This window comes from Shewanella sp. 10N.286.51.B7 (genome assembly GCF_002873615.1).
Classification (GTDB): Bacteria; Pseudomonadota; Gammaproteobacteria; order Enterobacterales; family Shewanellaceae; genus Shewanella; species Shewanella electrodiphila.
Map to the genome: position 1 here is coordinate 1 of NZ_MCUF01000087.1, position 25,570 is coordinate 25,570.

The window sequence follows — 25,570 nt, forward strand, 5'->3', positions numbered from 1 at the left end:
TAATTGTGCTGCTTTTCCGATATGGTTTGCCGCTAGCCATCCAGCTGTTCCACCACCAATTATGACAATGTGCTGTACTTCCATATCGACCTCATATTTTATTATTATTTTTGTTATTAAAATAAAAAGCCTAGCAATTTGCTAGGCTTTTTATCAAATATACGAAACTAAACAATATTTAGAAACGTAGGTTTAAGCCCACTTTATAACGAGCTTCGCCTTCGAAACTCCAAGCTGGGTATCCGCCTTTAAGCTCAGGTTTAACTTCAGCATCATCAGGTGCAACACCTAATTGAACACTGTCTTCTTCAAGTAAGTTAACCACTTCAAATGATATACCTAAGTATTCAGTGATGTTGTAGTTTGCACTTAAATCAAGTGTTCCAAAATCTTGATGTTCGCGGTTACCGTAGAAACCTGGTAATTCACGCATCATGTATTCGCTACGCCAGTTATAAGCAACACGAGCTGAAAAGTCTTCCATCTCGTAGTAACCGACTAAGTTAACTGTATGCTTTGAAGAGTCAGAGAATACGCTAACTTCATCAGGGTAGTTTTCAGCTGCTGCATCTGAATCTGCGAAAGTATAGTTAGCTGAGTAACCAAAGCCGTTATCAAAACCATCTTGGATTTGTAACTCGATACCTTGGATTTGACCACCTGTTCCGTTTTTCTTACTCGATACAGTCCAGCTATCTTCACCTGAATCAGGATCCGTAATGCCAATGCTTTCATCTAATGTCTGTGAAGAAGTAACAAACGAGCTAACATCTTTAATAAAGTAAGATACACCCATTAAACCATCTGGGCTAAAGTACCATTCAACACCTAAATCAGCTTGAGTCGCTTTAAATGGCTCAAGTGCAATGTTACCAGTATTAACAACTTCATTTCCTGCAGTACCATCTGCATAACCTACAAGCGCTGACGAAGAAAACATATCTGCGTAATTAGGTCGTGAGATAACTTGCGATGCTGAAGAGCGGATAATGACATCAGGAGCCACATCAAAAGCAATGTTTACACTTGGTAATACGTCACTGTAGCTTGCATCAGCAGTACTTAAATTATCAGCATATGAACCATCATCTTGAAGAGCAAAGTAATCTGATGTTGCGTCCGTTGAGATATAACGTAAACCGAAGTTACCGCGGATACCGTCAGACTCAAAATTAGCCATTAAATATAAAGAAAGGTTTTCTTCATTAATCGTGCCGTAACCTGACTTATAAACTGGTCCTTCTTTAGAAAAACCACCAATAGCTGCTTTGGCATCTCGTAACATGGCATCCATATCTGGCTTAGGTAAAGTATAACCTGCGCCCGATGAAATTTGACCATTGTAATAAGCTGAAGCATCTTTTGCCGCTATATCAGCATTAACGATTGCTGGTAGTGTTTCCTGAGTGACATCATGGTCTGCGTAACGAACACCGGTTTTAATTGCAGTGATAGCGCCTAAATCAGTAGGAATGGTAAAATCTACTTGAGCATAAGTTTCTTCATCTGAGTTTGGTTGCTTCTTAAGCGCCCAACCTGCAGGTGACAATTGACCACCAAAATCATCTGCTGTGAAGTTTTTATTAGCGACATCAATTTTAATCACTTCACCAGTTGCATCGTAAGTACCAGCGTAATCAGCAGCTGTACCTAACCAAAAACCATAGTTAGAAGTTAATTCGGTACCACCTTCAGACTTGGTATTACCCACACGGCCTTCAACTTTAAAACTTTCATTTTCGTAATCGAAATTGAAGTCGTAAGTATTTGAATCCATACTTGCTTGACGAGCCCAAGTTTGTGCCCAACCTGGGTTTGCGCCATTGCCATCACGGCGATAAAAAGTACAAGTTCCTAACGAATTACGTTGTTCACATGCTTCATCTTTATCATCTGGGAACATAACAAATAACGAGGTATTAGCGTTATTTGCTTGCATATCCAGACTCATGAAATCTAGACCAAAGTTTAAGTTATCTGTCGGACTATATTGAAGCGCACCGTTAATCGCAGTTCGTTCACGGTCTTGCTCAAATGTAGTAGGAACAATATCACCCCAACCGACTAATGATTCTATTCCGTTACGTTGATATGTTGTTTCTGAACCCGCTGCTGAGATTAGAAAACCGAAGTTTTCATTCTCGTTTTTCCAGCTATATAAGCCTGATAATTCAGGATCAGTTTCTTCAGAAATTGTCCCGTAATCACCTTTTGCGCTAAAGAATACTGAGTTAGCATCTAAATCTAATGGTTTACGTGTTTTAACGATGACTGTGCCACCAATACCACCTTCAGGTAAATCAGCCTGAGACGATTTATAAACTTCAATTCCACCAACCATTTCAGACGGTAATAAACTGTAGTTAAAGCTTCTGTCGATTGACTGTTGGTCAAACCAACCTGTTGAAGCAACTGAATGACCATTTAATAGTGTACGAGTTAAGCTGCTTGAAGCGCCACGTATCGAAACACCTTGTCCCTGACCAAACTGACGACTTACAGCTACACCTGGTATACGACCTAATGACTCACCCACGTCACCATCAGGAAATTTACCGATATCTTCAGCTGTTACAGCATCAACTACAGAGTTTGAAAAACGTTTTTCGTTAACTGAAGCCTTCATCGAGGCACGCATGCCTTTTACTTCAATTTTCTCTATGTTTTCTTCTGCGGTTTCAGCATCAGCAGCTAATGCTCCTACTGAAACCATACTGCCAAGTAAAATAGCAATGTTAGTTGCTAAAACATTTTTCTTAAAATTAATAGGTCGCATCTTCATTTCCCTTCCATAACTTTATTATCGTTTTTGGATACATAACCATTCCATTCGGAATGACAACGCTGTCATGTCTAGAGCAAACATTACACAATAATTAACAGGCTTGCCACAAGAAAATAACTTTGGCGTGTTTTTTTTAGTCAGAAAACAATCAAAAACCAAACGACACTAACTATCAAACCCAATAAAAGCAATACCTTACAAGAAGTAATATCTTGTATCATTTTTGCTACATTTATTTTAATTCAAGGACTCATCCAACCAGCAAGACAATTGAAGATTGCCAATTTCAATAAAAATAAGCACTATTAGAGGTAATTGAACTTGCTTTATTTCATCTGATAGATGCTTTGATAACAATTATTGGGGGATAAATGTCATCAAACACAGATAAATATCTGCTAAGTTAATAGCCTGAATCAAAGAGCAAAATAATAATGAAAGTAACCATCAATGACGTCGCCAAACATGCTGGTGTGTCGATAAAAACAGTTTCACGGGTGACCAATAAAGAATCCTCAGTGAGGCAAACTACTGTAGATAAAGTTAACGCAGCAATTAGCGAACTTAATTATCAACCCAACTTAGCAGCCAGAAACTTAGCCAGTACCAAGTCATATGTTATTGGTTTCATTTATGATAACCCTAATGCTTATTACGTTATTGATATGCAAAATGGCATACTGTCAGCCTGCCAGGATAAAGGCTACGAGTTGTTGATCCACCCTTGTGATGCCAAGTCGCCAGATATTTGTGATGAGCTCACTAAAATGGTTAAACATTCACGTTTATCTGGCCTAGTGCTAACTCCACCTATGTCTGAAGACCCGAAGATACTTGCAGCACTTGATGACATAGATGCTAATTATGTAAGAATTATTGCAGGCGAAAGCACTGATGCAGAAAACGGGCTTACTGTACTCGTCAATGATAAACATGGTGCATTAGAAATTACTCAACACCTTATCGACATGGGGCATTCTGATATCGGCTTTTTAAGCGGTGATCAGCACCATGAATCAACTAAAGAACGTTTAACTGGTTTTAAAGATGCATTAAGACTAAATCAGTTAGCAGTAGTTAACGACTGGGTTTTAGATGGGCAATATTCATTTGAATCAGGGGTCGAAGGTGCAAACAAGCTTATTAATTTACCTAAACGGCCAACTGCGCTTGTTGCTTGTAACGATGAAATCGCGGCAGGAGCATTATTTGCAGCAAGATTAGCTGGGCTAGATATCCCAAAGGATCTGTCAATTGTAGGTTTTGAGGACAGTCCATTTTCACGTCAAACCTGGCCTAAATTGACGACAGTACATCAACCTAACGTGAAAATTGCAAAAGTTGCCACCGAACTTCTGATAGCAAATAGTAAAGAAACAGTGGATAAGAAGTCGATGGTATTTACACCAGAACCTGTGATTCGAGATTCATCATCGATGCGTTAAGCTTGGTTAAATAATGCTGTAATATCCAGATTTAAAAAGCCTCTACAGATTATCTGTTAGAGGCTTTTTTATCGTTAAATAGATTCTAAAAGCAAATTAAACCGCTTCTTCGTTCTCTTCACCAGTACGGATACGAATAACACGCTCAACATCAGTGACAAAAATCTTACCATCACCAATCTTACCTGTTCGTGCGGTATCGACAATCACTTCAATCGCCTGCTCTAATTGCTCATCTTGGATCACTAATTCAATTTTAACTTTAGGAAGAAAGTCGACCATATATTCCGCACCGCGATAAAGCTCAGTATGTCCTTTTTGGCGGCCAAAACCTTTGACTTCCGATACTGTCATGCCAGTAATGCCTATTTCCGCAAGTGACTCACGCACATCATCCAATTTAAAGGGCTTAATAATGGCTTCTACTTTTTTCATCAACTCACTCCTAATTATTCTCAAAGCTAATCATTTAAGACAATGTAACTTTTAGAGTTTTTATCAAAATTTATAATTTTATTAATACTACTTGAAAGAACACTAAGTTACAGCCGGATATTAGATTTATTTTATGATTATAATTTTCAGTTAAACATCAAATTTCGAACTATAGTTAATCCCGATACTGCAGGATGCGGTACCTCCATATATCAAGGATGAAAATATGATAAACAATCGCCAGAGCTTTGGATTTAACTTAGTTGAGCTAATGATCACATTAACTATATTCAGTTTACTATCAGTTATTGCACTCCCCTCCTTTAAATCCCTACAGCAGCAACTTAGAGTTGAAAGTAACCTTCAAACCATACAACAAGCTATGCAATTTGCTAGAAATATTGCCATAACATACGGAACAAGGGTGACGGTATGCCCCTTACTTAATAATAAATGCGGAGATGATTGGAATAGCGGGTTTTCAGTGTTTATTGATTCAGGTAAAACTAACCAAGTAAATACCAATGATGTCATCATGCTTGAAGTAAGTCAGTTTCATGAAGAAGACATCATTCAATATAATAGACTTGCCGTTAGATATCAGCCCGATGGCTTAGCATCAGGCACAAACGGAACCTTGACATACTGCCCAGAGACTATCGATAGCCCGTACTCAAAAGCTATAATTGTCAATCAAGCAGGTAGAGTACGTTATTCGACTAAAAATAATATCAGCTGCAAGTAATTACAACCGTCCACATCTGTTAACAATTCGCTGATTTTATTTATTCTCTTGGTTATACTGATATAACATTACCAAGGATAATAAAAAATGAAGCATGATTTGAAAGGATTTACACTTGTTGAATTAATGGTAACTGTGGCTGTTGCAGCTATTCTGTTAACTGTAGGTGTTCCATCGTTAGTTTCTCTTTATGAAGGCCAACGTGCTAATAGTAATATCAGTAAGATCAATTCGAGCATGCAATTTGCTCGCAGTCAGGCTGTTAGCTACGGCAGCAGAGTGTCAGTATGCCCTTTTAATGGTACGAGTTGCGATTCAGATTGGACCCAAGGATTCAGTATATTCATCGATAACGGTACATTAGGTTCATTAGATAGTACCAATGGAATTCAAGATACTGTGCTTAGAAGTGTTGAAGGGTTTAATAGTGATGACTTTATTTCTTCATCATTAAGCCGATACACATTTAATGCGGATGGTTTAATGAACCTTAGTCAAACGGGTAATATTATATATTGCCCAGGAAAGAAAACACATGCGGATTCTAGGGGAATTACCATTGGTGTTTCAGGGCGCATTTCAAATATAGAAACTGCTGTTACCTGCCAATAAGTAACAATTCAAAGGGTTATTTCTAATTCAGATGTATTTTTTATAAACCAATACAGATTTTACTCTACGTATTTATAATAAAAACCTTCCCACCTTATAATGTAGGAAGGTTTTTTATCAATAATTAGACTAACTAACTTTAATAACTACTTATTTCTTCATCCATTTTACGAGCTTGTTTGGATTTAAACATTTCACTAGTCATTACACACTGTTCAACGCCTCTAACTACTGCACGCTTGCCTGAAACAGTACTCACTTCTAGAGTCAATATTGAAGCTTGTGCTTCAACTTTTTGACTTGCAAACCAAGTAAACATGGCTATGTCATTTCCATAGCTTGTTTCTATAAAACATTTATAAGTGCTTGTCTGTTCTTGTTCCTCAGCAACAAGAGAAAAGCAATATAAAGTACATAAAATACCAATCATTAAGCGAATCATTTCCAACACTCCTTTGGCAACTTAATGCCCGTAGCATTCAATGTTATTGAGACACAATTAGGATCACGTGTTACTTGGGTACCTTTTGCAGATGCTGTTAAAGTGAAATCAGTATCGTTAACAACGACTGCATCAATTGAATAATACGTATTGTCGACAACCCAAGGATCTGCATTTAATCCTAGCTTAGTCATGTCAGTCGTATATTTACGGTTATCTAAATAGAATTGTTCTTGCCTGTTGGCAACATCCATTAAACCCGCTAAACCATCGGCCCTAGCTCCTTTAGCCACAAACTGGGTATAACTTGGGTAAGCTATAGAAGATAGGATGCCAATAATAACCACAGCAATCATAACTTCTATTAATGTAAAACCATTTTCATTTCTCATCAATCTACTCATCTATATGGTAATAAATTTTATTCACACCTAAACCGCCACCGATACATTTATCATCACCTTGTGCACAGCCATCATCACTAGGATCATCAGCCTTTTCCATTTCATCTCCCGCAGCGCCGATACCAATAAGGTACATATAACTTTCGCCATCGCCATTCGGTGGAACAACAAGCTGAGGAGTATCAGGAACTCTATCACCCATCTCTAAATACTCTTTTGTGTAAGAGCGAGTCCCTTTATGAAGATCAAAGCCGTACAAACGGCCTTTACCAGAGACTAAACATTGATTAGACGATGTCGCTTCACCTGGTAAGTAAGAAGTAAAAAATACTCTCCCTTGGACAATTGTTGATGCAGAAAGGCTTTTTTCACCAGCTCCACCAAAACTGTAATACCAACCTCGTTTTTTACCAAATGCAACATTATCATCCTCAGTAGAAGGAGCGGCACTAGTTACATCGTACAAGTTAGACAAATCTAATACATCAGGTATCTCACTACCTGTAGCGCCAGTAAATGATTTAGTGACAACGTTTCTGTCTTGTACAACAAAAAACTTATCTGCACGAGAGGTATCTAGTGGGTGAGGTCGATGCCCTGTTCCAACTGTAACTGCATCATATGGAACATTTTGATAAGAACGAATTGTACTAGAACCATCAGGAGTACTAACTGTAACATCTGAAATATTAGTAAACACTGTTTGTGCTACTGCTGGCTCAGCGAAGAAACGTCTATCATTACTTTGTGAAGACCCTCCTAAACTGGCAAATTTATGGGCAGTCCATGGGGTAGTAGAATCATCTGGTGAGCCACCTGGTAAATCCATTCTCCAAATATTAGCACCTGTATCTGTCGCATATAGTCTATCGGCTAACCTGTCGTTATTACTATCTAGGACGGCTATGCTATTTGGGATACTATCAACGATTCCATCGAGCTTGGTTTTATTTGTACCAGCCTCACTACCAAAGTGATGTACTAATGCTCCTGTTTCTGCATTTAAAACATAAACACTACGACCATTAGTATCATCAGATCCAACCCCATCGCCATCCTTAGTTGAAGGATTATACCCTCCACCAATGATAACAACAGGTGATGCTGTATCAGCTGAAGTATTCCCTGAAGGGAAACCTGGGATATAAGTAATAACGGGCTCTGACCAAGATTGGCCCATTTCAGACATACCTTGAGAATCAGGATCTACTTTCCACATAAATGTCGGTGAATCAGGATTCGTGATATCAAGGGCATAATAAGATTTTCCTCCTCGACGCATTCCAACATATAGCCATGCTTTTTCAACAGCTCCACTTGCGGTCCTTTTTACATGAGCAACAGGAGAACTATCCATACCATAAACAGAATGAACTCCTGTAGGCACGTTAGCTCTGAGCTCTCTTAGGTTTGGAAGTAACTCTTGAGGCATAAATGCCCAAGTTTCTTCTACTTCATCACCTTTATCTTTGAACATATGTAAAAAGCCTTGATTGGTACCAACCAATACCCTTACATCTGGAGAACCATCTGTGCCATAGTTAATAGCTAATGGTTTAGAGTGTAATGGATCACCCATAATATCTGGACGAATGTCAGAACTAGAGCTATTAGTATTTTCATCATCAACATCAATACCCGCAGCCCAGTCAAATAATTTAGTTAGCTCAGATTCATCAACTCCCATAAATAATGCAAGTTCATTATCACCTGATATACCTGGGCTATTACTCGCGTTTGATTTAGAGAATGCTTCAAGTCCGCCACCCGAACCAAAATTTCCGTATAAAGTTCTACTAGATGTATTTTGCAGCATTAAAGCCGCACCACCTATTGCAACATCATTACCATCACCACCACCACTAGTGGCTTCACAAACGGATTTAGCAGTCCAATAGGAACATGCTGAAGCTTTTAGGTTCCCATCTTCTCCAATGGCATTGTTTCCATCTTGATCAACTACATCTCCAGAACCTGTCACTTTGAATTTTTTTAGATTACCGAACCAGCGAGGCCCCTTATTCGGTAAAAACATTGCGTAATAAACAGAGTCAAGTGTTTGCGTTCTATCAAAGTTGTTACTCGAAATAGAAGGAGAGGTAAAACTAGAATTTGTCTCTAGAATATTAGAGAAAATAGCCTGTAAAGCTTCTTGTAGTTTTTGCGCATCAGCTGCTGAATAATAAGCACCGTTTCCTCTTAATGCTGTTTCTTTAAGAATCGGAGCTGCACTTGCTGCACCAGAACTAAAACCAATAGTATAAGTATTGATTGTTTGCGTACCGTCTAAATTAGTATTTACATCATTATCGCTAATCCAACCAGCTAACGCAGGTAGATAATTACCACTATATTTATCAGCAGTGGTAACTCCACTAAGTGCTAAAACTTTATCATCGGCATTGTTATCACGAGTTGGTTCACCATCTGTTACATAAATCACATAAGCTTTGTCTTGGCATTGTTTTCCAACAAATGGCGAAACATAACTACCATTTTTTTCGACTGTTTCGCTCGTATCTCGAAGTGGGGTTCTATTTGGGTCATCATTACCATAGTAAACACTCTTACCTGCAAAATATCTATATGCCTCATATAGGTTCTCACAAAGTGGCGTGTACCCATTGGCATTTAAATCACCAATCGTCGAAAGCAATGTCCCCTTGTTCTCTTCTGTTGTCTGAGAAATACCATAAACAATACGACCACCACTTCTTGTGCCATCAGAGTCATTTCTATTAAACACTGATAATCCAAAATCAACTCCTGGCGTTGTAACGATCGTATCCTCAATAACGCGTTGAGCAATATCCATTCTAGAATAGCTTTTTTGAGTTTTAGTGCTGTGATACCAATTTATATATTTCTCGGTATATAATGTAATCGGTTGCCCAATGCCAAAATTTGTTAATTTGGCTTTTTCAATAGCCGTTTCTAGTTCCGTCTCACTTGAACTGTTGTCCGCTGCAGTATATCTAATTGGATCTGCACTAGTCCCAAGACCATCTACAGGGAAGCCTAAAAAATTAGTATTGTTGTTATAATAAACCCCTTCTGCGATATCTTCATAACAATCTACCTGTTGAATCCCTGAGCCATCAGTTAGCGGCAACTCTGACCAAGTTCCATTTTCCCCAATGTATTTATGTTCACGAATATAACCAGTAAACATGCCGTAATCTTCTAAATATTGTTCACCAACATCACAGCCATTTACCCCATGTAAAAAAAATTGTTCACTTGACGCAGTGGGAATATCTGTACTGCTTCGGGTAAAAAATAGCTTAGTCGAAGTTAATAAAGATCCGTTATCGCTGACATTTTCATCACCTCGATCATAAGGTTCATCTGTTGTAAAATTGGTCCCCATACTGCCAGAAGTATCAAAAATAATTAATACTTGAGGTCTTGAACCTGAACGCGCAGTAGATTCAAAGACATATAACTCTGTGTCATCAGCAAAGCTATTTGCACAAATGCAAATTACAGCGAAAAATAATGTACCTAATATATATTTCATCATGGTTAACTCCCTGACAACACTTCTTGTTCAAAACCTAAAACAATGGTTACTCGGCCTAAATTACTGCGGCCAAAATTTGCTGAGCTAGACACTTCAAGCCTTTTACATTTAATCATATTGGCAGAATTTGCTTTAGGCGAACGTTGACAATCATCATCACCGACCCCTACGGTCATAGGAGTAACAGTATTGACTACCCCCAAAGCTGCATCATTCATAACTGTCTCGGCAACCATATTAGCCATTGTCGCTCCACTATTATCTGCAATCATTTTCTCTTGACCGCCTTGTGCAGAAACCATAGCTTCAATTCGCTCAGAACCCGCGCCAGACATCCTTAGCGACTGGGTTGAATTGACAGCTAGAGCAACACCAATCACAGTCATGATTACAAGCACTATTAATGAAAAAAATAGTACTACTCCCTGCTGCTTTTTTATTGAGTTTTGCATTTTTTCACCTAATAAATTGACACTCAGCCTCAATAGCCCTTCATATCAAGTTAATTTTTGTTATTAATACGAAAAATTAATTGCGTATTAGAACTGGGTTTTCTAAAACTACAGTTGTTGAAACCACTTTCCGACGATAATTATCATTTAAAGGTCCAACTGTTTTATCACCTAATTGATATGTCACGTCATTAGTATATTTCTTGTCTTCATTAGCCGTACGAACTAACAAATATACTCTTAACGATACAAGCCTTTGAAAGAAAGCGTTATCCCACATTAATGTGGTAACATTTTGTGCAGGCATATAACTATCAGCAGTATCATCACCATTACTATCAAACCCATACATAACTCTCATATTATCAATGCCTTCTACCAATTGCTCATCGTTATTCATACCATTTGCAATCGAAAGTGTTCGGCGTTTTAATATTGGTATATCACCATCTGTTTCTATGTAATACACATGATGTTGATATTCCCAGATTCGACTATTTAGTAAAGATGGTGGGGCTACATTACCGTTGAAGAATTCTATTTCATTTGAAGTCGCAGCAGCATAATAACGAGTAGCATTCATGCTTGCGGCTAATACAGATGGACCAACTAATCGCTTAAGTTGAACTACATCAGTATTGGATTTAGGTGTAATGCAAGCTAAGCTCTCAGCACTAACACCAACTTCATATCCCCAAAGTCTTCTAAAATGAGCTGGTTGATTATTTGGGAAACTAGCGTTATTGGCTCCAGCCCCAATACAATCATTTGCTACAGCTGTTGCTGAAACTCTTGTATTCACACCAAAGTTTAAATCAGTGCCTGTTATATCTGCAGTAAAACCTAATTGACTCATGTCTCGTTCAATAATGGATAATGCTATCCGCCCATTTTCTTGTAATTGATTAAATTGGCTCGTAGAAGTAACATTACTTGAGGACATGTTAAACATGGTAAAAATGCCAACAGTTAGAAATAAACTGATCAACATAGTTACCATTAATTCAACAAGCGACAAACCAGCCTGTATTTTCAGCTTTTTTGGCATTATTTTTCCCTATATAATTGCCGTTTCAAGAACTAAAGCTCGACGCCTATCACTTGAAGAACCACAACTTTTCGCAAAAGTACCAGCTTCTGACAAACCATCGGATGATGCTCTTACTCCACGCCATGTAACAACTACAGTTACATCGCGCCCGCTAACATCAATACAAGCGACAGAAGTGTCAAGCCCCCCAACGTTGGTTCCTGAAGACTTTTCATTGTCCCCTTGAAACATCCTTTCCCATTGATAGAGATCCCAAACTCTCGTCTCAACACTTGTGCAAATACTATTACCACCAACATTGACATCGCACGACTTTGCAGGTGCAGATGAAATGCCCGAGTAAGTACCTTGATAATTGATAAGCTCGCTACGGTTCATTCTCATTCTATTTATAATATCGTTGGCGTAATACGAAGCTTGAGTTTGCTGAAAAGACTCGTAACTACCACGTTTAGCAACAATATGTAGGTTAAAAATACCCACCAGCCCTACAGTTAAAATGACTAACGAAACCATGACCTCAATTAAGGAAAATCCATTCCTTTTAGCTGACATATGTGTCAAACCTCCATCGATTGCCATATCTTTGACATGACAATTAAAAATATTTGTTTAAAATCCTAAACTTAGATACAAAATACTATACTGCATATTAATAGTCGAGCAAGATGTAAACAAAAAGGTCACTTATTGTATACTAAATATTAGTTAATGATTAATTTTAGCGATCTTTACAGTATAGCCTAAGAAATAGTCCAATAGTTGTAGGCATAAAAAAACCGCAAACCCAGAGGGTTTACGGCTTTAGTAACGATATGAAATTTAGATAAAAAGTTGCAGGATTATCTTAATTCAGCAGGCACTGCAAAAACAGTGTCTTCTTTACGGCCTTCAACTTCTGTAATAACTGAAGGTTCAAATTTGGCAATAGCATCCACTACTTGCTGAACAAGCACTTCGGGGGCAGAAGCGCCCGCAGTCACTGCAACCTTAACGACACCAGTAAACCATGCTTCATCAACATCAGCGGCGGTATCTACTAAATAGGCTTTAGTGCCCGTTTTTTCAGCCAATTCTCGTAATCGATTTGAGTTAGAACTGTTCTTTGAGCCTACAACAATGAATAAATCAGCATCAGATGACATCGTTCTCACAGCATCTTGACGATTTTGTGTTGCATAGCAAATATCATCTTTACGCGGCCCTTCAATTGACGGGAACTTAGCCTTTAATGCTTCGATAATATCTAATGTGTCATCAACAGAAAGCGTGGTTTGCGTGACAAAGCACAAGTTATCAGGGTCATTCACTTTCAACTGAGCAACACTTTCAGGCGATTCAACTAAATAAACACCACCTTCAGCATTGTCATACTGACCCATGGTGCCTTCAACTTCCGGATGACCTTCGTGGCCAATCAAAATACATTCAATCCCTTTGCGACTTGCACGAGTCACTTGAAGATGAACTTTGGTCACTAAAGGACAAGTTGCATCAAACACTTTTAGTCCACGACTTTTGGCTTCTTGCCTAACAGCTTGAGAAACACCATGAGCACTGAAAATAACAATACAGTTATCAGGTACTTCATCAAGTTCATCGACAAATATTGCACCGCGATCTTTTAGATTTTCAACCACGTAACGATTATGGACGACTTCATGACGAACATAAATCGGCGGTTCAAATAACTCTAATGCGCGCTCAACAATACTAATGGCACGGTCTACACCAGCACAAAATCCTCTTGGATTAGCAAGCAATATATTAAGTTCAGGAGACGTCGGATCAACTTTAAGCATCTTAAAGTACCTCTACCACATCAAGTTCGAAAGTCACTTTCTGACCTGCTAGTGGATGATTTAAATCTACAGTAATTGAATCACCGGCAATCTCTCTGACCATGCCAGGGATTTCGCTTCCACCTGGGCCGCCAAAACTGACGATTACACCTGGTTCAAGCTCCATATCCGCAGGGAAACGGCTTCTATCCATATGATGAATAGCATCAGGGTTGGACTCGCCAAATGCGTCTACTGGCTCCAAGGTGAAATTATGTTTATCACCTAGTTGCAAAGTACTTATCTCTGCTTCAAATGCTGGGCTTAAGCTACCATCACCAACATTAAATCTTGCAGGCTTACCTGATGACTTAGTGCTGTCAGCTGTCGAACCATCTTCTAAAATGATATTCATATGACACAAAATTGAACGAGATGAGGCTTGTTGTTCTGACAAAGTAATTCTCCCTAACTTTCTTTTACTGGCTCTTCTGGCTTAAATGATTCCCAAATTATCAATACTGCACCGATAAAAATACCTGCATCTGCAATATTGAACGCTGGGTAATGGCTAGTGTTCCAATAGAAATCAATAAAATCGACAACATAACCATGCATTAAACGATCAACCAAGTTACCAATAGCGCCACCAATGATCAGGGTATAGGCTAAATTCGTACGCCATAACGAAGATGATTGCTTACGTAACCAAATAGTCAGAAGTGTACTAAAGCCAATTGCAATAATGGCAAAGAACCAACGCTGCCAACCACCCGCTTCGCTTAAAAAACTAAATGCAGCACCATAGTTGCGAACATAGGTAAAATTAAAAAACGGTAAAAGCTGTATGGATTCATGCAGCTCAAAGTTTGCTAACACCCATTGCTTAGATAGCTGATCGGCAAAAAATACCAATACAGCTACCCAATACCAACGAATGCCACTTTCTTTCCAAGTGAGAGGCATTATTAGTCCTTAAGCAAAGTCACGATGTTCACCATCGCCTTCAATGTTGGTTACACAACGACCACATAGCGTTGGATGAGCTTCGATTGTTCCTACGTCTTCACTGTAGTGCCAGCAGCGATCACACTTCTGTGCGTCACTTTTATTGACTATTAATTTCAGTGAGTTTAGTTCGGTTTCTATTGCGTCAGCTGGCGCGGCGTCTAACGTTTCAACAGCTGTTTTAGATGTAAGCAATACAAAGCGTAACTCATCAGCAACTTTGGCAAGTTGCGATGCTAAATCTGCATCAGCAAATAAAGTGATTTCAGCTTCTAATGAACCACCAATTCGCTTATCACGACGTGCTTGTTCAAGTACTTTGTTCACTTCATTACGAATTGTAAGCAACTGCTGCCAGTAATCATCACTTAAGTCACCTTCTAACGTGACAGACTCAAGACCTTGATACCATTCTTCAGTGAACACAAACTCAGTGCGCTCGCCTGGTAACAACTTCCAGATTTCATCGGCAGTAAAGCTTAAGATTGGTGCAATCCAGCGAACCATCGCCTCGGCAATATGGTAAAGCGCTGATTGACAGCTACGACGAGCATGACCATCTTGTTTCGCTGTGTATTGACGATCTTTAATGATATCTAAGTAGAAGCTGCCTAACTCAACTGAACAGAATTGCATTAATTTCTGCGTTACTGAATGGAAGTTATATTGCTCATACGCTTCAATAATTTCACTTTGAAGCGCGGCCGCACGGCGCACAACCCAACGGTCAAGCGATACCATATCTTCAGTCGCAATCATGTCTGTTTCTGGATTAAAGCCATTTAAGTTAGCTAATAAGAAACGAGCAGTGTTACGAATACGTCGGTATGAATCAGCACTACGATTTAGGATTTCATCAGAAACCGTCATCTCACCACTGTAATCAGTAGCAGCGACCCATAAACGTAAGATATCAGCACCCAGCTTGTTGATAACTTGCAAAGGTGCAATGACGTTACCCACAGATTTCGACATCTTGCGGCCTTTACCATCAACGGTAAAACCATGGGTTAATACTTGTTTATAGGGTGCTTTACCATTCATAGCAGTTGAAATCATCAACGATGACATGAACCAACCACGATGCTGATCGCTACCTTCAAGGTATAAATCAATGTCATGTCCGTTAAATTCAGGACGTGATGCAACAACTGATGAGAACGTTGAACCAGAGTCATACCAAACGTCTAACGTATCAGTCACTTTGCGGTATTGCTCAGCTTCATCGCCAATCAACTCACTGATTTCAAGATCCCACCAAGCTTGGATGCCTTCTTGTTCAATGCGATGTGCAACACGTTCCATAATAGCCACGCTGTCTGGATGCAACTCATCCGTTTCACGATTAACTAATAATGTGATCGGTACGCCCCAAGTACGTTGGCGTGAAATACACCAATCGGGACGGTTCTCAACCATTTTCTCAATACGGCTTTGACCCCAATCTGGGATCCATTGAGTTTGCTCAATTTCGCCTAATGCTTGCTTACGTAAGCCATGGTTATCCATCGAAATAAACCACTGCGGCGTAGCACGGAAAATAATTGGTGTTTTATGGCGCCAGCAATGCGGGTAGCTATGACGGTAAGCCACATGATGTAATAGTTGTCCTTTTTCTTCTAAAAGTTCAACTACGCTTTTATTTGCTTTAAATACATGTTGACCAGCAAAAAACTCTGTATCAGCTTTATATACACCGTTGTCACCAACTGGATTGGCAACTTCCAAACCGTATTTTTGACCAACAATGTAATCGTCTTGACCATGACCAGGAGCAGTATGAACAACACCAGTACCTGCTTCAGTTGTTACATGGTCACCTAAAATAGCTGGCACATCAAATGCTGATAAAGGATGGTTAAAACGAAGCAGCTCAAGTTCTGCGCCTTTAGCTGTACCGATAACAGTATGACTTTCAGCTTCAAATCGAGTCATACAAGACTCAACTAACACTTCAGCTAAAATCAGAGTTTTAGTTACGCCTTCTTTTACAAACTCAACAAGGCTGTAATCAAGCTCAGGGCTTAGACATAACGCGCGGTTAGCTGGAATAGTCCAAGGCGTCGTAGTCCAAATAACAGCTGCAACTGTTGAGCTATATCCTTCAACACCAAACTTTGCTGCAACCGCTGCAGAATCTACAGCATTGAATGCAACATCAATCGCTGGCGATGTTTTGTCTTCGTATTCTACTTCTGCTTCAGCAAGGGCTGAACCACAGTCAGTACACCAATGAACAGGCTTTACACCTTTGTGTAAATGGCCACTATCGATAACTTTAGATAATGAACGAACAATGTTCGCTTCTGTGCTGTAATCCATTGTTAGATATGGATTATGCCAGTCGCCTAAGACACCTAAACGAATAAAGTCATCTCGCTGACCATCAACTTGTTTAGCTGCATACTTACGACATTCAGCACGGAACTCTGCTGCAGAAATTTTCTGACCAGGTTTGCCGACTTTCTTCTCTACCATCAGTTCGATAGGTAGACCATGACAATCCCAACCTGGAACATATGGCGCGTCAAAACCTGCCATCGTTTTAGATTTAATGATGATGTCTTTTAAAATTTTATTTACTGAGTGACCGATATGGATATTGCCATTCGCGTATGGAGGGCCATCATGTAAAATGAATGGTTTGCGTCCAATACGACTATCACGGATCTTTTGATAAAGTTCGTTTTGAGTCCAACGGTTTAACATTTCTGGCTCACGATTAGCCAGGTTACCGCGCATCGGAAAATCTGTTTCCGGTAAATTCAACGTAGATTTATAGTCGGTCATTGATCCTATACCATTAATTGGGCTGATTTATTTCAGCCTGCATCATTGCCAAACAAAGCTTTTGCTTCATTTGCATCATTCAAAATTTGTTTTTTTAGTGCTTCCAGTGACTCGAACGGATGTTCATCACGGATTTTAGCCACAAGTTCAACTTCAACACGCTTACTATATAAGTCGCCGGTGAAATCAAATAAGTGGACTTCTAACTGACAGACTTGCCCATCAACCGTAGGTCTAAAACCTACATTGGCAACGCCTTCATAAATATCGCTGTCATCCCAATACATTTTTACCGCAAACACACCACGAACAGGTGAAACCTTTCGCTTTAGGGCAATATTTGCAGTAGGAAAACCTATGGTTCTGCCTAACTTTTGTCCATGTGCAACACGGCCAGTTAATACAAAGGGGTGACCTAATAATCGTCTTGCTTGCTCTAGATTACCTAAAGCAAGTTGCCCCCTCACTGCTGTAGAACTTACTCTAATAGAGCCTAGAATAAAACTCTGAGTACTCACAACCGTAAAGCCGAACTTTTTACCCGCTTCAAGCAACATCTCAAAGGTGCCAGATCTGTTTTTACCAAAGCAAAAATCATCACCAACAACTAAGTATTTCACCCCAAGCTTTTTAACCAGCAAATCTTCAATAAACTGCTCAGCCGGTAGATTGGCAAAATGACTATTAAAATTAACACAAAGCAATCGATCAATATTCAGTTCATCAAGCAAACTAATCTTGTCACGCAATAAACTAATTCTTGCTGGGGCATCTTGTTGACGAAATAGCTCTTGAGGTTGAGGTTCAAACGTCATAACCACTGCAGGCAATTGAAAGTGTTTTGCTTTATTAACTAAGTTATTAAGCACTTGCGCATGGCCACGATGCACACCATCAAAGTTACCAATAGTGAGCACGCATCCATGATGCGAAGGTAAAATATTGTGTATACCGCGAATTAGTTCCATTACGCCAATTAACTGCTACTGTAAATCGGCTGATTATATACTAGATAGATTCGATAATCAGCATTCATGATTGACGTTTCATCTTCCAAGGTCTCAGCCCCATCAATACTAAGCTTAATAAATAAACACCTGCACCCGAAGCGATCAATTTAACTAAGGTTAGTACCTTCACCATCATCGGCATATCTAACCATATCGATTGGGCAGGTAATGTGTATAGCAGCAGTAGTGCCATAATCGCCGTAGCGATAACCACTTTGAAGAAAAACACTAATGTCGCGCGGCTAAATTTGTACACCCCAGCGATATGTAATCCACGATATAGAAGACTTGCATTAAGTAAGGCAGACATTGAGGTGGCAATAGCAAGACCAACATAGCCAAAAGGAATGGCAAAAATAATATTGAATATCATATTACTTATCATGGCGATAATGCCGTATTTAACCGGTGTTTTCGTATCTTGACGAGAGAAGTAACCTGGCGCTAAAACCTTAATCATCATAAAGCTCAACAAACCACAACCGTATGCAACCAAACTATATGATGCCATCTCTACATCTGTGACAGAAAATGCACCTCGCATAAATAACACCATTAACATTGGTTGAGCTAAAATAATTAACCCAAGCATCGCAGGGGCGCCAAGCAATAAAATGGCTCTGACCCCCCAGTCCATGGTGTCACTAAAATCGCTTCCTTTGGCATCAACATGCTTTTTTGATAATGCTGGCAGAATGACCGTCGCAATGGCAATACCAAACAACCCTAGTGGAAATTCAAGTAATCTGTCTGAGTAATATAACCAACTTATGGATCCCGTCATTAAAAATGAGGCTATAAAGGTATCAAATAACAAGTTTATTTGAGAAACCGAAACGCCAAATAAAGCTGGGATCATCAAGGTTCTAATTTTTACCACCCCAGGATGGTTCCAGCCCCAAGAAGGTTTAACTAATGCATTTTCACGCAATAAAAAAGGCAGTTGAAATAAAAACTGCACTAAGCCACCAGTAAATACCCCCCATGCTAGCGCTAACTCAGGTTGCTCCATCGTAGGCGCAAAATAAAGAGCTGCAACAATAATGGTGATATTTAAAAATACTGGAGTAAAAGCTGAGACTGCAAATTTACCTCTGGTATTAAGGATCGAGCCTGCTAATGCCGTAAAAGTAATAAACCATAAATAAGGAAAGGTAATTTTTAGCATTAATGCTGCAAGTTCAAACTTTTCAGCATTCGGCCCATCATTTAGCCAATCATAAAACCAACCACCAGCAAATAGTGCGGCAAGTATTGGCGAAGCAATCACACCTAATAACGTCACAACACTGACTATTCCCCCCAGTGTTCCTGCAACTTTAGCTAAAAGTTCTCGTGTTTCTTCTGGGGTATTCTTTTGTTGATACTCAGTCAGAACCGGCACAAATGCCTGTGCAAAAGCTCCTTCAGCAAAAAGGCGACGTAAAAAGTTAGGGATCTTGTTAGCAAAGATAAACACATCGGCACTACTACCTGCGCCCATTAAGTTTGCAATTACCACATCTCTTATCAGGCCTAATACTCTTGAAACTAATGTCATCACACTGACAATTGCACCTGATTTTAATAGCTTTTTACTCAAACACCCCTCCATAGCAGTTTGCTAACGAATGATTAAACATGGATATATCTCAATTTTTCAATTCTAATACTGTTTATGCAATACAAGAACTGGTAGAATGCGCCACATCTTACACGAGTTGGGTTGAAGATAACCGAGCAAGGTAGTTTTATTTGTCTTTTTGAGGATATTTCTGCCATATTCATTGACAAAATGAATAAAAGCAGGCATATTCCTCGCCCTCAAAGTATTAATCCCAGTTTTAGGAGTTGCACCTTGGCTAATAGCAAGTCTGCAAAGAAGCGCGCGCTTCAATCTGAAAAACGTCGTCAGCATAATGCTAGTCGTCGTTCAATGTTACGTACATACGTTAAACGTGTTATCGCTGCTATCCAGAGCGGTGACCATAAAGCGGCTACAGAAGCATTCGCAGAAGCACAACCAATTGTTGACCGTATGGCGACTAAAGGCCTTATTCACAAGAATAAAGCTGCTCGTCAAAAGGCACGTCTAAACACAAGAATCAAAGCAATCGCTGCTTAATTTTGTGATTTAGTTTTTAAAAAACCGACTTAGGTCGGTTTTTTTATATCTATAATTTACCATCCCTTGCATTCAAGCTCTTTGTTTCTCTATTCATCATAAATTTTAAGCATAAAAAAACGCCTTAATCATAACTTACATCACGTAAGTATAATTAAGACGCTTTGAGTATGTTCAATCTGAGTATTTTAAACTGAGCCACTAGTGGCAATATAAGTTGTCCAATACTTTGATTAACTCACGTACTTCTTCACTTTTCAGTGAATAGAAAACAGTTTGGGCTTCTTTACGTGTACAAACGAGATTATCTTTTCTTAGCCAAGCTAAATGCTGCGATAACGCAGACTGGCTTAGACCTAGCTTTTTGTTCATCTCACCAACGCACATTTCACCTTCATTAAGCAAATGACACAAAATAAACAGACGACGTTCATTTGCTAGTGCTTTCAGCATTACTACAGCATGATCTGCACGCTGTTGCATTAATTCAATATTCATCACGCGCTTGGTTCTCCTCAATCATCTCCATGGCTAATATAGCCTTCCCTAACAAATAGGGCAGCGACATGAAGCACACTTTTTGGTAGATTGTTTTTAAAAATGAGACTTAGCTAATAAAAATGAAGGAAACTCATGAAAAACTACAATAAGACTCTCTGCGCCGCGATGATTTTGACAGCATTATCAGGCTGTCAAAGTAACCAAAGTGATACACAAGTAACAAACGAGACGGTAATAGAGAACAATAAGAATAACCAAATTAGTCAACAACTAGCGACAAAAGCCCTGTCGTCTTCATTAAGTTATGACATCGTTGAGTCATTAACTGTAGAAGTTGGCCCTAGATTAGCGGGCTCTGAAAAAGATATCATCGCCGTTAACTGGGCTATGAACAAACTAGAATCATTAGGTTTTGATAAAGTTTATAAAGAATCTGTTCAAGTACCCGCTTGGTATCGTGGCAGTGCAAAGGCTTCTATTATCGCTCCTTTTGAGCAACCACTGGTTATTAGTGCATTAGGCGGTAGCGTCTCGACACCTGACTCAGGGATACAAGCGCAAATAGTGCGTTTCGATACCCTCGCCGACTTACAAGCTGCCGATCCAGATAGCGTAAAAGGTAAAATTGCTTTTATTGATCATAAGACGGAAAGACACATAACAGGCAAAGGTTACGGTAAATCAGTAGGAGGTCGCTCACGAGGCGCTGTTGCAGCTGCCGAAAAAGGAGCTGTTGCTGTCGTCATTCGCTCAATAGGAACCGATCATGACCGCATGGCGCATACTGGAATGATGCGATATAAAGACGGCGTAGCAAAAATACCTGCAGCTGCGTTGTCTGCACCTGATGCCGACATGATTAATGCCATGCTAAAACGAGATGACAATATTCAACTGTCACTTAATCTCACTTCAAAGAACTTAGGCGTAGCGACTTCTTACAATGTCATTGCAGAGGTAACAGGAAGCAGTAAGCCTGATGAAGTCGTGCTAATTGGTGCTCACTTAGATTCTTGGGATGAAGGCACAGGCGCAATTGACGATGGCGCTGGTGTAGCCATCGTTACTGCTGCAGCCAAACTTATTCAAGACTTGCCAAACAAGCCAGCAAGAACCATCAGAGTCGTTTTATACGCGGCTGAAGAAGTAGGCCTAGTTGGTGGTAAAGCTTACGCTAAACAGCATGCTGACGAACTGACAAAACACTATATTGCCGCAGAGTCTGATTTTGGCGCAGGCGAGATTTATCAAATCGACTTTAATGTTAACCCAGCTGTATTTGAACAAGTAAAAGTAGAACACAGCGCGATGACAGTCAATGGTGTTAAGCTCGGTAACAATAAAGCAACTGGTGGCCCAGATGTGTCAATGATGCCTTCTCTGGACGTTCCAGTGGCATCACTAAGGCAAGATGGTACTGATTACTTCGATTATCACCATACGCCAAATGATACCTTAGATAAGATTGATCCTAAGGCGCTAGCTCAAAATGTTGCAGCTTATGCCCAATTTGCTTATATCATGGCGCAATCTGAATTAGATTTACGTCCTCTTGCCAAAAAAGATGATAAAAAGTAGTCCTTCTGAGCTTTATTTCATCCAAACAAAAAGCAGCTAATTAGCTGCTTTTTGTTTAACACCACATTAGCTCAAAACACATAGCTAATTATAAATTTACTTAATCGAGATCGTTGAAGTTACGTTCTCTCTTCACGTAAAAACACAGGTGCAGCTGGTGTAGATAATTCTTCACTATAGTAATAACCATCAGCATCAAACTTCTGGATCCCTGCTAATGTGTTAATGTCATTATTAATCAGATACCTCGCCATTAAACCACGGGCTTTTTTAGCGTAAAAGCTAATGACTTTATATTGACCATTTTTACAGTCTTTAAAAGCTGGAGTAATTAATCTTGCCTTCAGTTGCTTTGGTTTAACCGCTTTAAAGTACTCATTCGATGCTAAATTTACAATAATGTCATCAGCTTGCTCATTAACAGCAGCATTTATTTCATCTGTTATGGTGTCTCCCCAAAAGGCGTAGAGGTTTTTGCCTTTAGGGTTCGTTAAACTGGTGCCCATTTCTAAGCGGTAAGCTTGCATCAAATCAAGCGGCTTTAATAATCCATAAAGCCCAGACAGAATTCGCAGATGGTTTTGAGCTTTTTCAACTTGTTGTTCCGACATAGAATCTGCATCAAGTCCGGTATACACATCACCTCTAAAAGCAAACATGGCTTGTTTCGCATTTTCAAGAGTGAAATTAGGTTGCCACTCATTGAATCTAGCCGCATTTAAGCCAGCTATTTTATCGCTTACTTTCATTAATGAAGCAATGTCCATTGGTGTAAGCTCACGACAAACCTTAATCAATTGCTGACTATGATCTAATAAAGTGGGTTGAGTAAATGACGTGGTTTTAGCCGTGGTTTCGAAATCTAATGTTTTTGCAGGAGAAACTAATACTAACATCGTTAACTATCCTATTAAGCCATACAGTATTTAACTTTAATGCTCTCTATGATACTGGGCTCAATAAAAAAAACCATGCAATATATGCATGGTTTTTTAGATTGTTCTAATAGAGTTTTACTTTAGTTAACTGAATACTCAGAAATTAAGCACCCTCTTCAGAAAATATTAGTTACTTATCAGATTCAACTGGCTTATTTTTCCAGATACCATCTTCAAGTTGATCAGCAAGTTCAGGGAACTTGTCTGTATCAAACACCGGCTCTTCACCCGCTTTAACCTGTTGGCGGTAATCATTAATCACTCGCACAGCAAGTCCTGATAATAGTAACAATGCAATCATGTTAACTAATGCCATTAAGCCCATAGATACATCAGCTAGGTTCCATACGATATTAATTTTCGCAATAGCACCAAACATTACCATACCTAAAACTGCTAAACGGAATAACGGTAAAGCACCTTTTTTATTACCTGAAAGGAACATTACGTTAGTTTCAGCGTAAGAGTAGTTAGCAATAATAGAAGTGAAACAGAATAGTAAAATAGCAAAAGCAATGAATGCACCGCCCCAATCACCAACATGAGAAGATAACGCATTAATTGTCATCTCAATACCATCGCCACTACCAGCAGCATCGCCAGACAATAAAATAATCGCCGCAGTTGCAGTACAAATGACGATAGTGTCAAAGAAAACACCCATCATTTGCATATAACCTTGCGATGCTGGGTGATTTGGGTTTGGTGAAGCACTCGCTGCAATATTTGCTGCACTACCCATACCCGCTTCGTTTGAGAACAGACCACGTGCAATACCCGCTTGCATCGCTTGAGCAATACTGTAGGCAACTGCGCCACCAGCTGCTTCTTGCCAGCCAAATGCGCTCTTAATCACTAATGTAAAGACAGCTGGTAACTGCTCAATGTTCATTAATACAACAACCAATGCGATAGCAATGTAAGCTACAGCCATAATTGGCACGATAACTTCAGAAACTTTAGCAACCTTCTTAAGGCCGCCCATAATCACGACGCCACTAAATAACGCAATGGCAATACCTACATAGACAGGTTCAAAGCCAAATACCGCAGTCATTGCGCCAGTAATTGTATTCGCTTGAACCGCATTGAAGACAAGACCAAAACAGATAATCAACAAGATTGAGAACAAAATCCCCATCCAACGTTGACCTAGGCCCTTCTCCATGTAGTAAGAAGGACCGCCACGGTATTGTCCGTCTGAATCTTTCACTTTATAAACTTGCGCTAAAGTGGATTCGATCATCGCGGTTGCCATACCCAATATGGCAATTGCCCACATCCAGAACACTGCACCAGGGCCTGCCATACCAATCGCTACAGCAACACCTGCCATGTTACCGGCACCGACACGGGCAGCCATACTGGTACAAAAGACCTGGAAAGAAGATAGACCATGACGGCCTGGACGACGGCTGATCGCGAGGATCTTGAGGCCGTGTGTAAAATGCGCAATTTGGATAAAGCCAAGACGCACAGTGAAAAATAAACCTGCACCAACTAGCCCGTAAACTAACAATTTACCCCAGAGTAAATCGTTCATGAAATTCACAATCGTTTCTAACATTGCCATTGCTTTATTTATTCCTTGGAATAACTTTATTTTGCAGGAAGTCAGCCTGTAGTTAATTACCCCAATGGCTTATAGCTTCAGACAAAATAAAATTATCGTATTATTTTAATAAAAACACTCAAGGTCTATGTCAACAGCCCTTTTCAGGCTAGCTGCCTAGATTGAGTTTCAGTGAGCGAAAATATTAGTTATTTATTATTTAGGATTTGATCGAGTTAACTTTACTTTTTTTAAGCACGAATGCCTAGCAAACTTTCTCAATTCATTATCTCCGATTTTTTCGGAGCAAAAAACTAGCATAGATGATCTGAACCGTCAGGTGATCTTTATCACATTTATCTAATTACTCACCTTTCCCCTCATCACAAATAACATTCTTAGGTCCTGAAGCTT

22 protein-coding genes are annotated in these 25,570 nt (G+C 39.5%); 5 read left to right on the top strand and 17 right to left on the bottom strand.

Going from position 1 to position 25,570, the window contains the following annotated elements:
• Positions 1-178: 178 nt before the first annotated feature.
• A complete protein-coding gene (locus BCU84_RS19145) occupies positions 179-2,776 on the bottom strand; it encodes a TonB-dependent receptor (RefSeq protein WP_102529781.1) in 2,598 nt (865 codons plus the stop codon).
• Positions 2,777-3,219: 443 nt separating this feature from the next.
• On the opposite strand from BCU84_RS19145, the gene BCU84_RS19150 reads away from it, so the two are divergent.
• The gene (locus BCU84_RS19150) at positions 3,220-4,230 is read left to right on the top strand and encodes a LacI family DNA-binding transcriptional regulator (protein WP_102529650.1); all 1,011 of its coding nucleotides are present in this window, start codon (positions 3,220-3,222) and stop codon (positions 4,228-4,230) included.
• Positions 4,231-4,326: 96 nt separating this feature from the next.
• Here the strand turns inward: BCU84_RS19150 and BCU84_RS19155 are convergent, their stop codons facing one another.
• Positions 4,327-4,665: a P-II family nitrogen regulator gene (locus tag BCU84_RS19155; RefSeq protein ID WP_102529651.1), complete on the bottom strand. Its 339-nt coding sequence runs from the start codon at positions 4,663-4,665 to the stop codon at positions 4,327-4,329.
• A gap of 226 nt (positions 4,666-4,891) precedes the next feature.
• Here BCU84_RS19155 and BCU84_RS19160 point away from each other — a divergent pair, with 226 nt between their 5' ends.
• Positions 4,892-5,410, top strand: coding sequence for a GspH/FimT family pseudopilin (locus tag BCU84_RS19160; protein WP_102529652.1), 519 nt, complete (start codon positions 4,892-4,894; stop codon positions 5,408-5,410).
• Positions 5,411-5,497: 87 nt separating this feature from the next.
• Positions 5,498-6,022, top strand: coding sequence for a GspH/FimT family pseudopilin (locus BCU84_RS19165; RefSeq protein ID WP_102529653.1), 525 nt, complete (start codon positions 5,498-5,500; stop codon positions 6,020-6,022).
• A 139-nt stretch (positions 6,023-6,161) separates the two neighbouring features.
• Here BCU84_RS19165 and BCU84_RS19170 read toward each other — a convergent pair whose 3' ends face one another.
• The 12 genes from BCU84_RS19170 to murJ form a co-directional block, all read right to left on the bottom strand.
• A complete protein-coding gene (locus tag BCU84_RS19170; protein ID WP_102529654.1) occupies positions 6,162-6,464 on the bottom strand; it encodes a TapY2 family type IVa secretion system protein in 303 nt (100 codons plus the stop codon).
• Positions 6,461-6,856: a type IV pilin protein gene (locus tag BCU84_RS19175; RefSeq protein ID WP_102529655.1), complete on the bottom strand. Its 396-nt coding sequence runs from the start codon at positions 6,854-6,856 to the stop codon at positions 6,461-6,463. Before BCU84_RS19175 ends, BCU84_RS19170 begins: the two co-directional genes overlap by 4 nt.
• A gap of 4 nt (positions 6,857-6,860) precedes the next feature.
• Complete coding sequence (locus BCU84_RS19180) at positions 6,861-10,238, bottom strand: PilC/PilY family type IV pilus protein (RefSeq protein WP_241906493.1); 3,378 nt, start codon at positions 10,236-10,238, stop codon at positions 6,861-6,863.
• A 155-nt stretch (positions 10,239-10,393) separates the two neighbouring features.
• The gene (locus tag BCU84_RS19185; RefSeq protein ID WP_102529782.1) at positions 10,394-10,831 is read right to left on the bottom strand and encodes a PilX N-terminal domain-containing pilus assembly protein; all 438 of its coding nucleotides are present in this window, start codon (positions 10,829-10,831) and stop codon (positions 10,394-10,396) included.
• An 88-nt stretch (positions 10,832-10,919) separates the two neighbouring features.
• Positions 10,920-11,891, bottom strand: coding sequence for a PilW family protein (locus BCU84_RS19190; protein ID WP_102529657.1), 972 nt, complete (start codon positions 11,889-11,891; stop codon positions 10,920-10,922).
• Between the two features lie 9 nt (positions 11,892-11,900).
• Complete coding sequence (pilV, locus tag BCU84_RS19195) at positions 11,901-12,449, bottom strand: type IV pilus modification protein PilV (RefSeq protein ID WP_102529658.1); 549 nt, start codon at positions 12,447-12,449, stop codon at positions 11,901-11,903.
• Positions 12,450-12,736: 287 nt separating this feature from the next.
• Positions 12,737-13,696, bottom strand: a complete 960-nt coding sequence (ispH, locus tag BCU84_RS19200) for a 4-hydroxy-3-methylbut-2-enyl diphosphate reductase (protein ID WP_102529659.1) — start codon at positions 13,694-13,696, stop codon at positions 12,737-12,739.
• A 1-nt stretch (position 13,697) separates the two neighbouring features.
• Positions 13,698-14,132 (bottom strand): FKBP-type peptidyl-prolyl cis-trans isomerase, encoded by a 435-nt coding sequence (fkpB, locus tag BCU84_RS19205; RefSeq protein WP_277868767.1) that lies wholly within the window; start codon positions 14,130-14,132, stop codon positions 13,698-13,700.
• Positions 14,133-14,143: 11 nt separating this feature from the next.
• Entirely contained in the window at positions 14,144-14,641 is a 498-nt protein-coding gene (lspA, locus tag BCU84_RS19210) for a signal peptidase II (RefSeq protein ID WP_102529660.1), read from the bottom strand.
• Between the two features lie 9 nt (positions 14,642-14,650).
• Positions 14,651-17,473 carry an isoleucine--tRNA ligase gene (gene ileS / locus BCU84_RS19215; RefSeq protein ID WP_102529661.1) on the bottom strand — a complete coding sequence of 941 codons (2,823 nt, stop codon included), beginning with the start codon at positions 17,471-17,473 and terminating at the stop codon, positions 14,651-14,653.
• A 32-nt stretch (positions 17,474-17,505) separates the two neighbouring features.
• Positions 17,506-18,441: a bifunctional riboflavin kinase/FAD synthetase gene (ribF, locus tag BCU84_RS19220; protein WP_102529662.1), complete on the bottom strand. Its 936-nt coding sequence runs from the start codon at positions 18,439-18,441 to the stop codon at positions 17,506-17,508.
• Positions 18,442-18,505: 64 nt separating this feature from the next.
• The gene (murJ, locus tag BCU84_RS19225; protein ID WP_102529663.1) at positions 18,506-20,065 is read right to left on the bottom strand and encodes a murein biosynthesis integral membrane protein MurJ; all 1,560 of its coding nucleotides are present in this window, start codon (positions 20,063-20,065) and stop codon (positions 18,506-18,508) included.
• 255 nt (positions 20,066-20,320) lie between these two features.
• Between murJ and rpsT the strand changes: the two genes are divergently transcribed.
• Positions 20,321-20,587, top strand: coding sequence for a 30S ribosomal protein S20 (gene rpsT / locus BCU84_RS19230; protein WP_102529664.1), 267 nt, complete (start codon positions 20,321-20,323; stop codon positions 20,585-20,587).
• A gap of 201 nt (positions 20,588-20,788) precedes the next feature.
• Here the strand turns inward: rpsT and BCU84_RS19235 are convergent, their stop codons facing one another.
• On the bottom strand, positions 20,789-21,085 hold the full coding sequence (locus BCU84_RS19235; protein WP_102529665.1) for a metalloregulator ArsR/SmtB family transcription factor: 297 nt from the start codon (positions 21,083-21,085) through the stop codon (positions 20,789-20,791).
• A 135-nt stretch (positions 21,086-21,220) separates the two neighbouring features.
• On the opposite strand from BCU84_RS19235, the gene BCU84_RS19240 reads away from it, so the two are divergent.
• On the top strand, positions 21,221-22,666 hold the full coding sequence (locus tag BCU84_RS19240) for a M28 family metallopeptidase (RefSeq protein ID WP_102529666.1): 1,446 nt from the start codon (positions 21,221-21,223) through the stop codon (positions 22,664-22,666).
• Between the two features lie 119 nt (positions 22,667-22,785).
• Here BCU84_RS19240 and yaaA read toward each other — a convergent pair whose 3' ends face one another.
• Positions 22,786-23,562, bottom strand: a complete 777-nt coding sequence (gene yaaA / locus BCU84_RS19245) for a peroxide stress protein YaaA (protein WP_102529667.1) — start codon at positions 23,560-23,562, stop codon at positions 22,786-22,788.
• Positions 23,563-23,734: 172 nt separating this feature from the next.
• Positions 23,735-25,171, bottom strand: coding sequence for an alanine/glycine:cation symporter family protein (locus tag BCU84_RS19250; RefSeq protein WP_102529784.1), 1,437 nt, complete (start codon positions 25,169-25,171; stop codon positions 23,735-23,737).
• Positions 25,172-25,570: the final 399 nt, after the last annotated feature.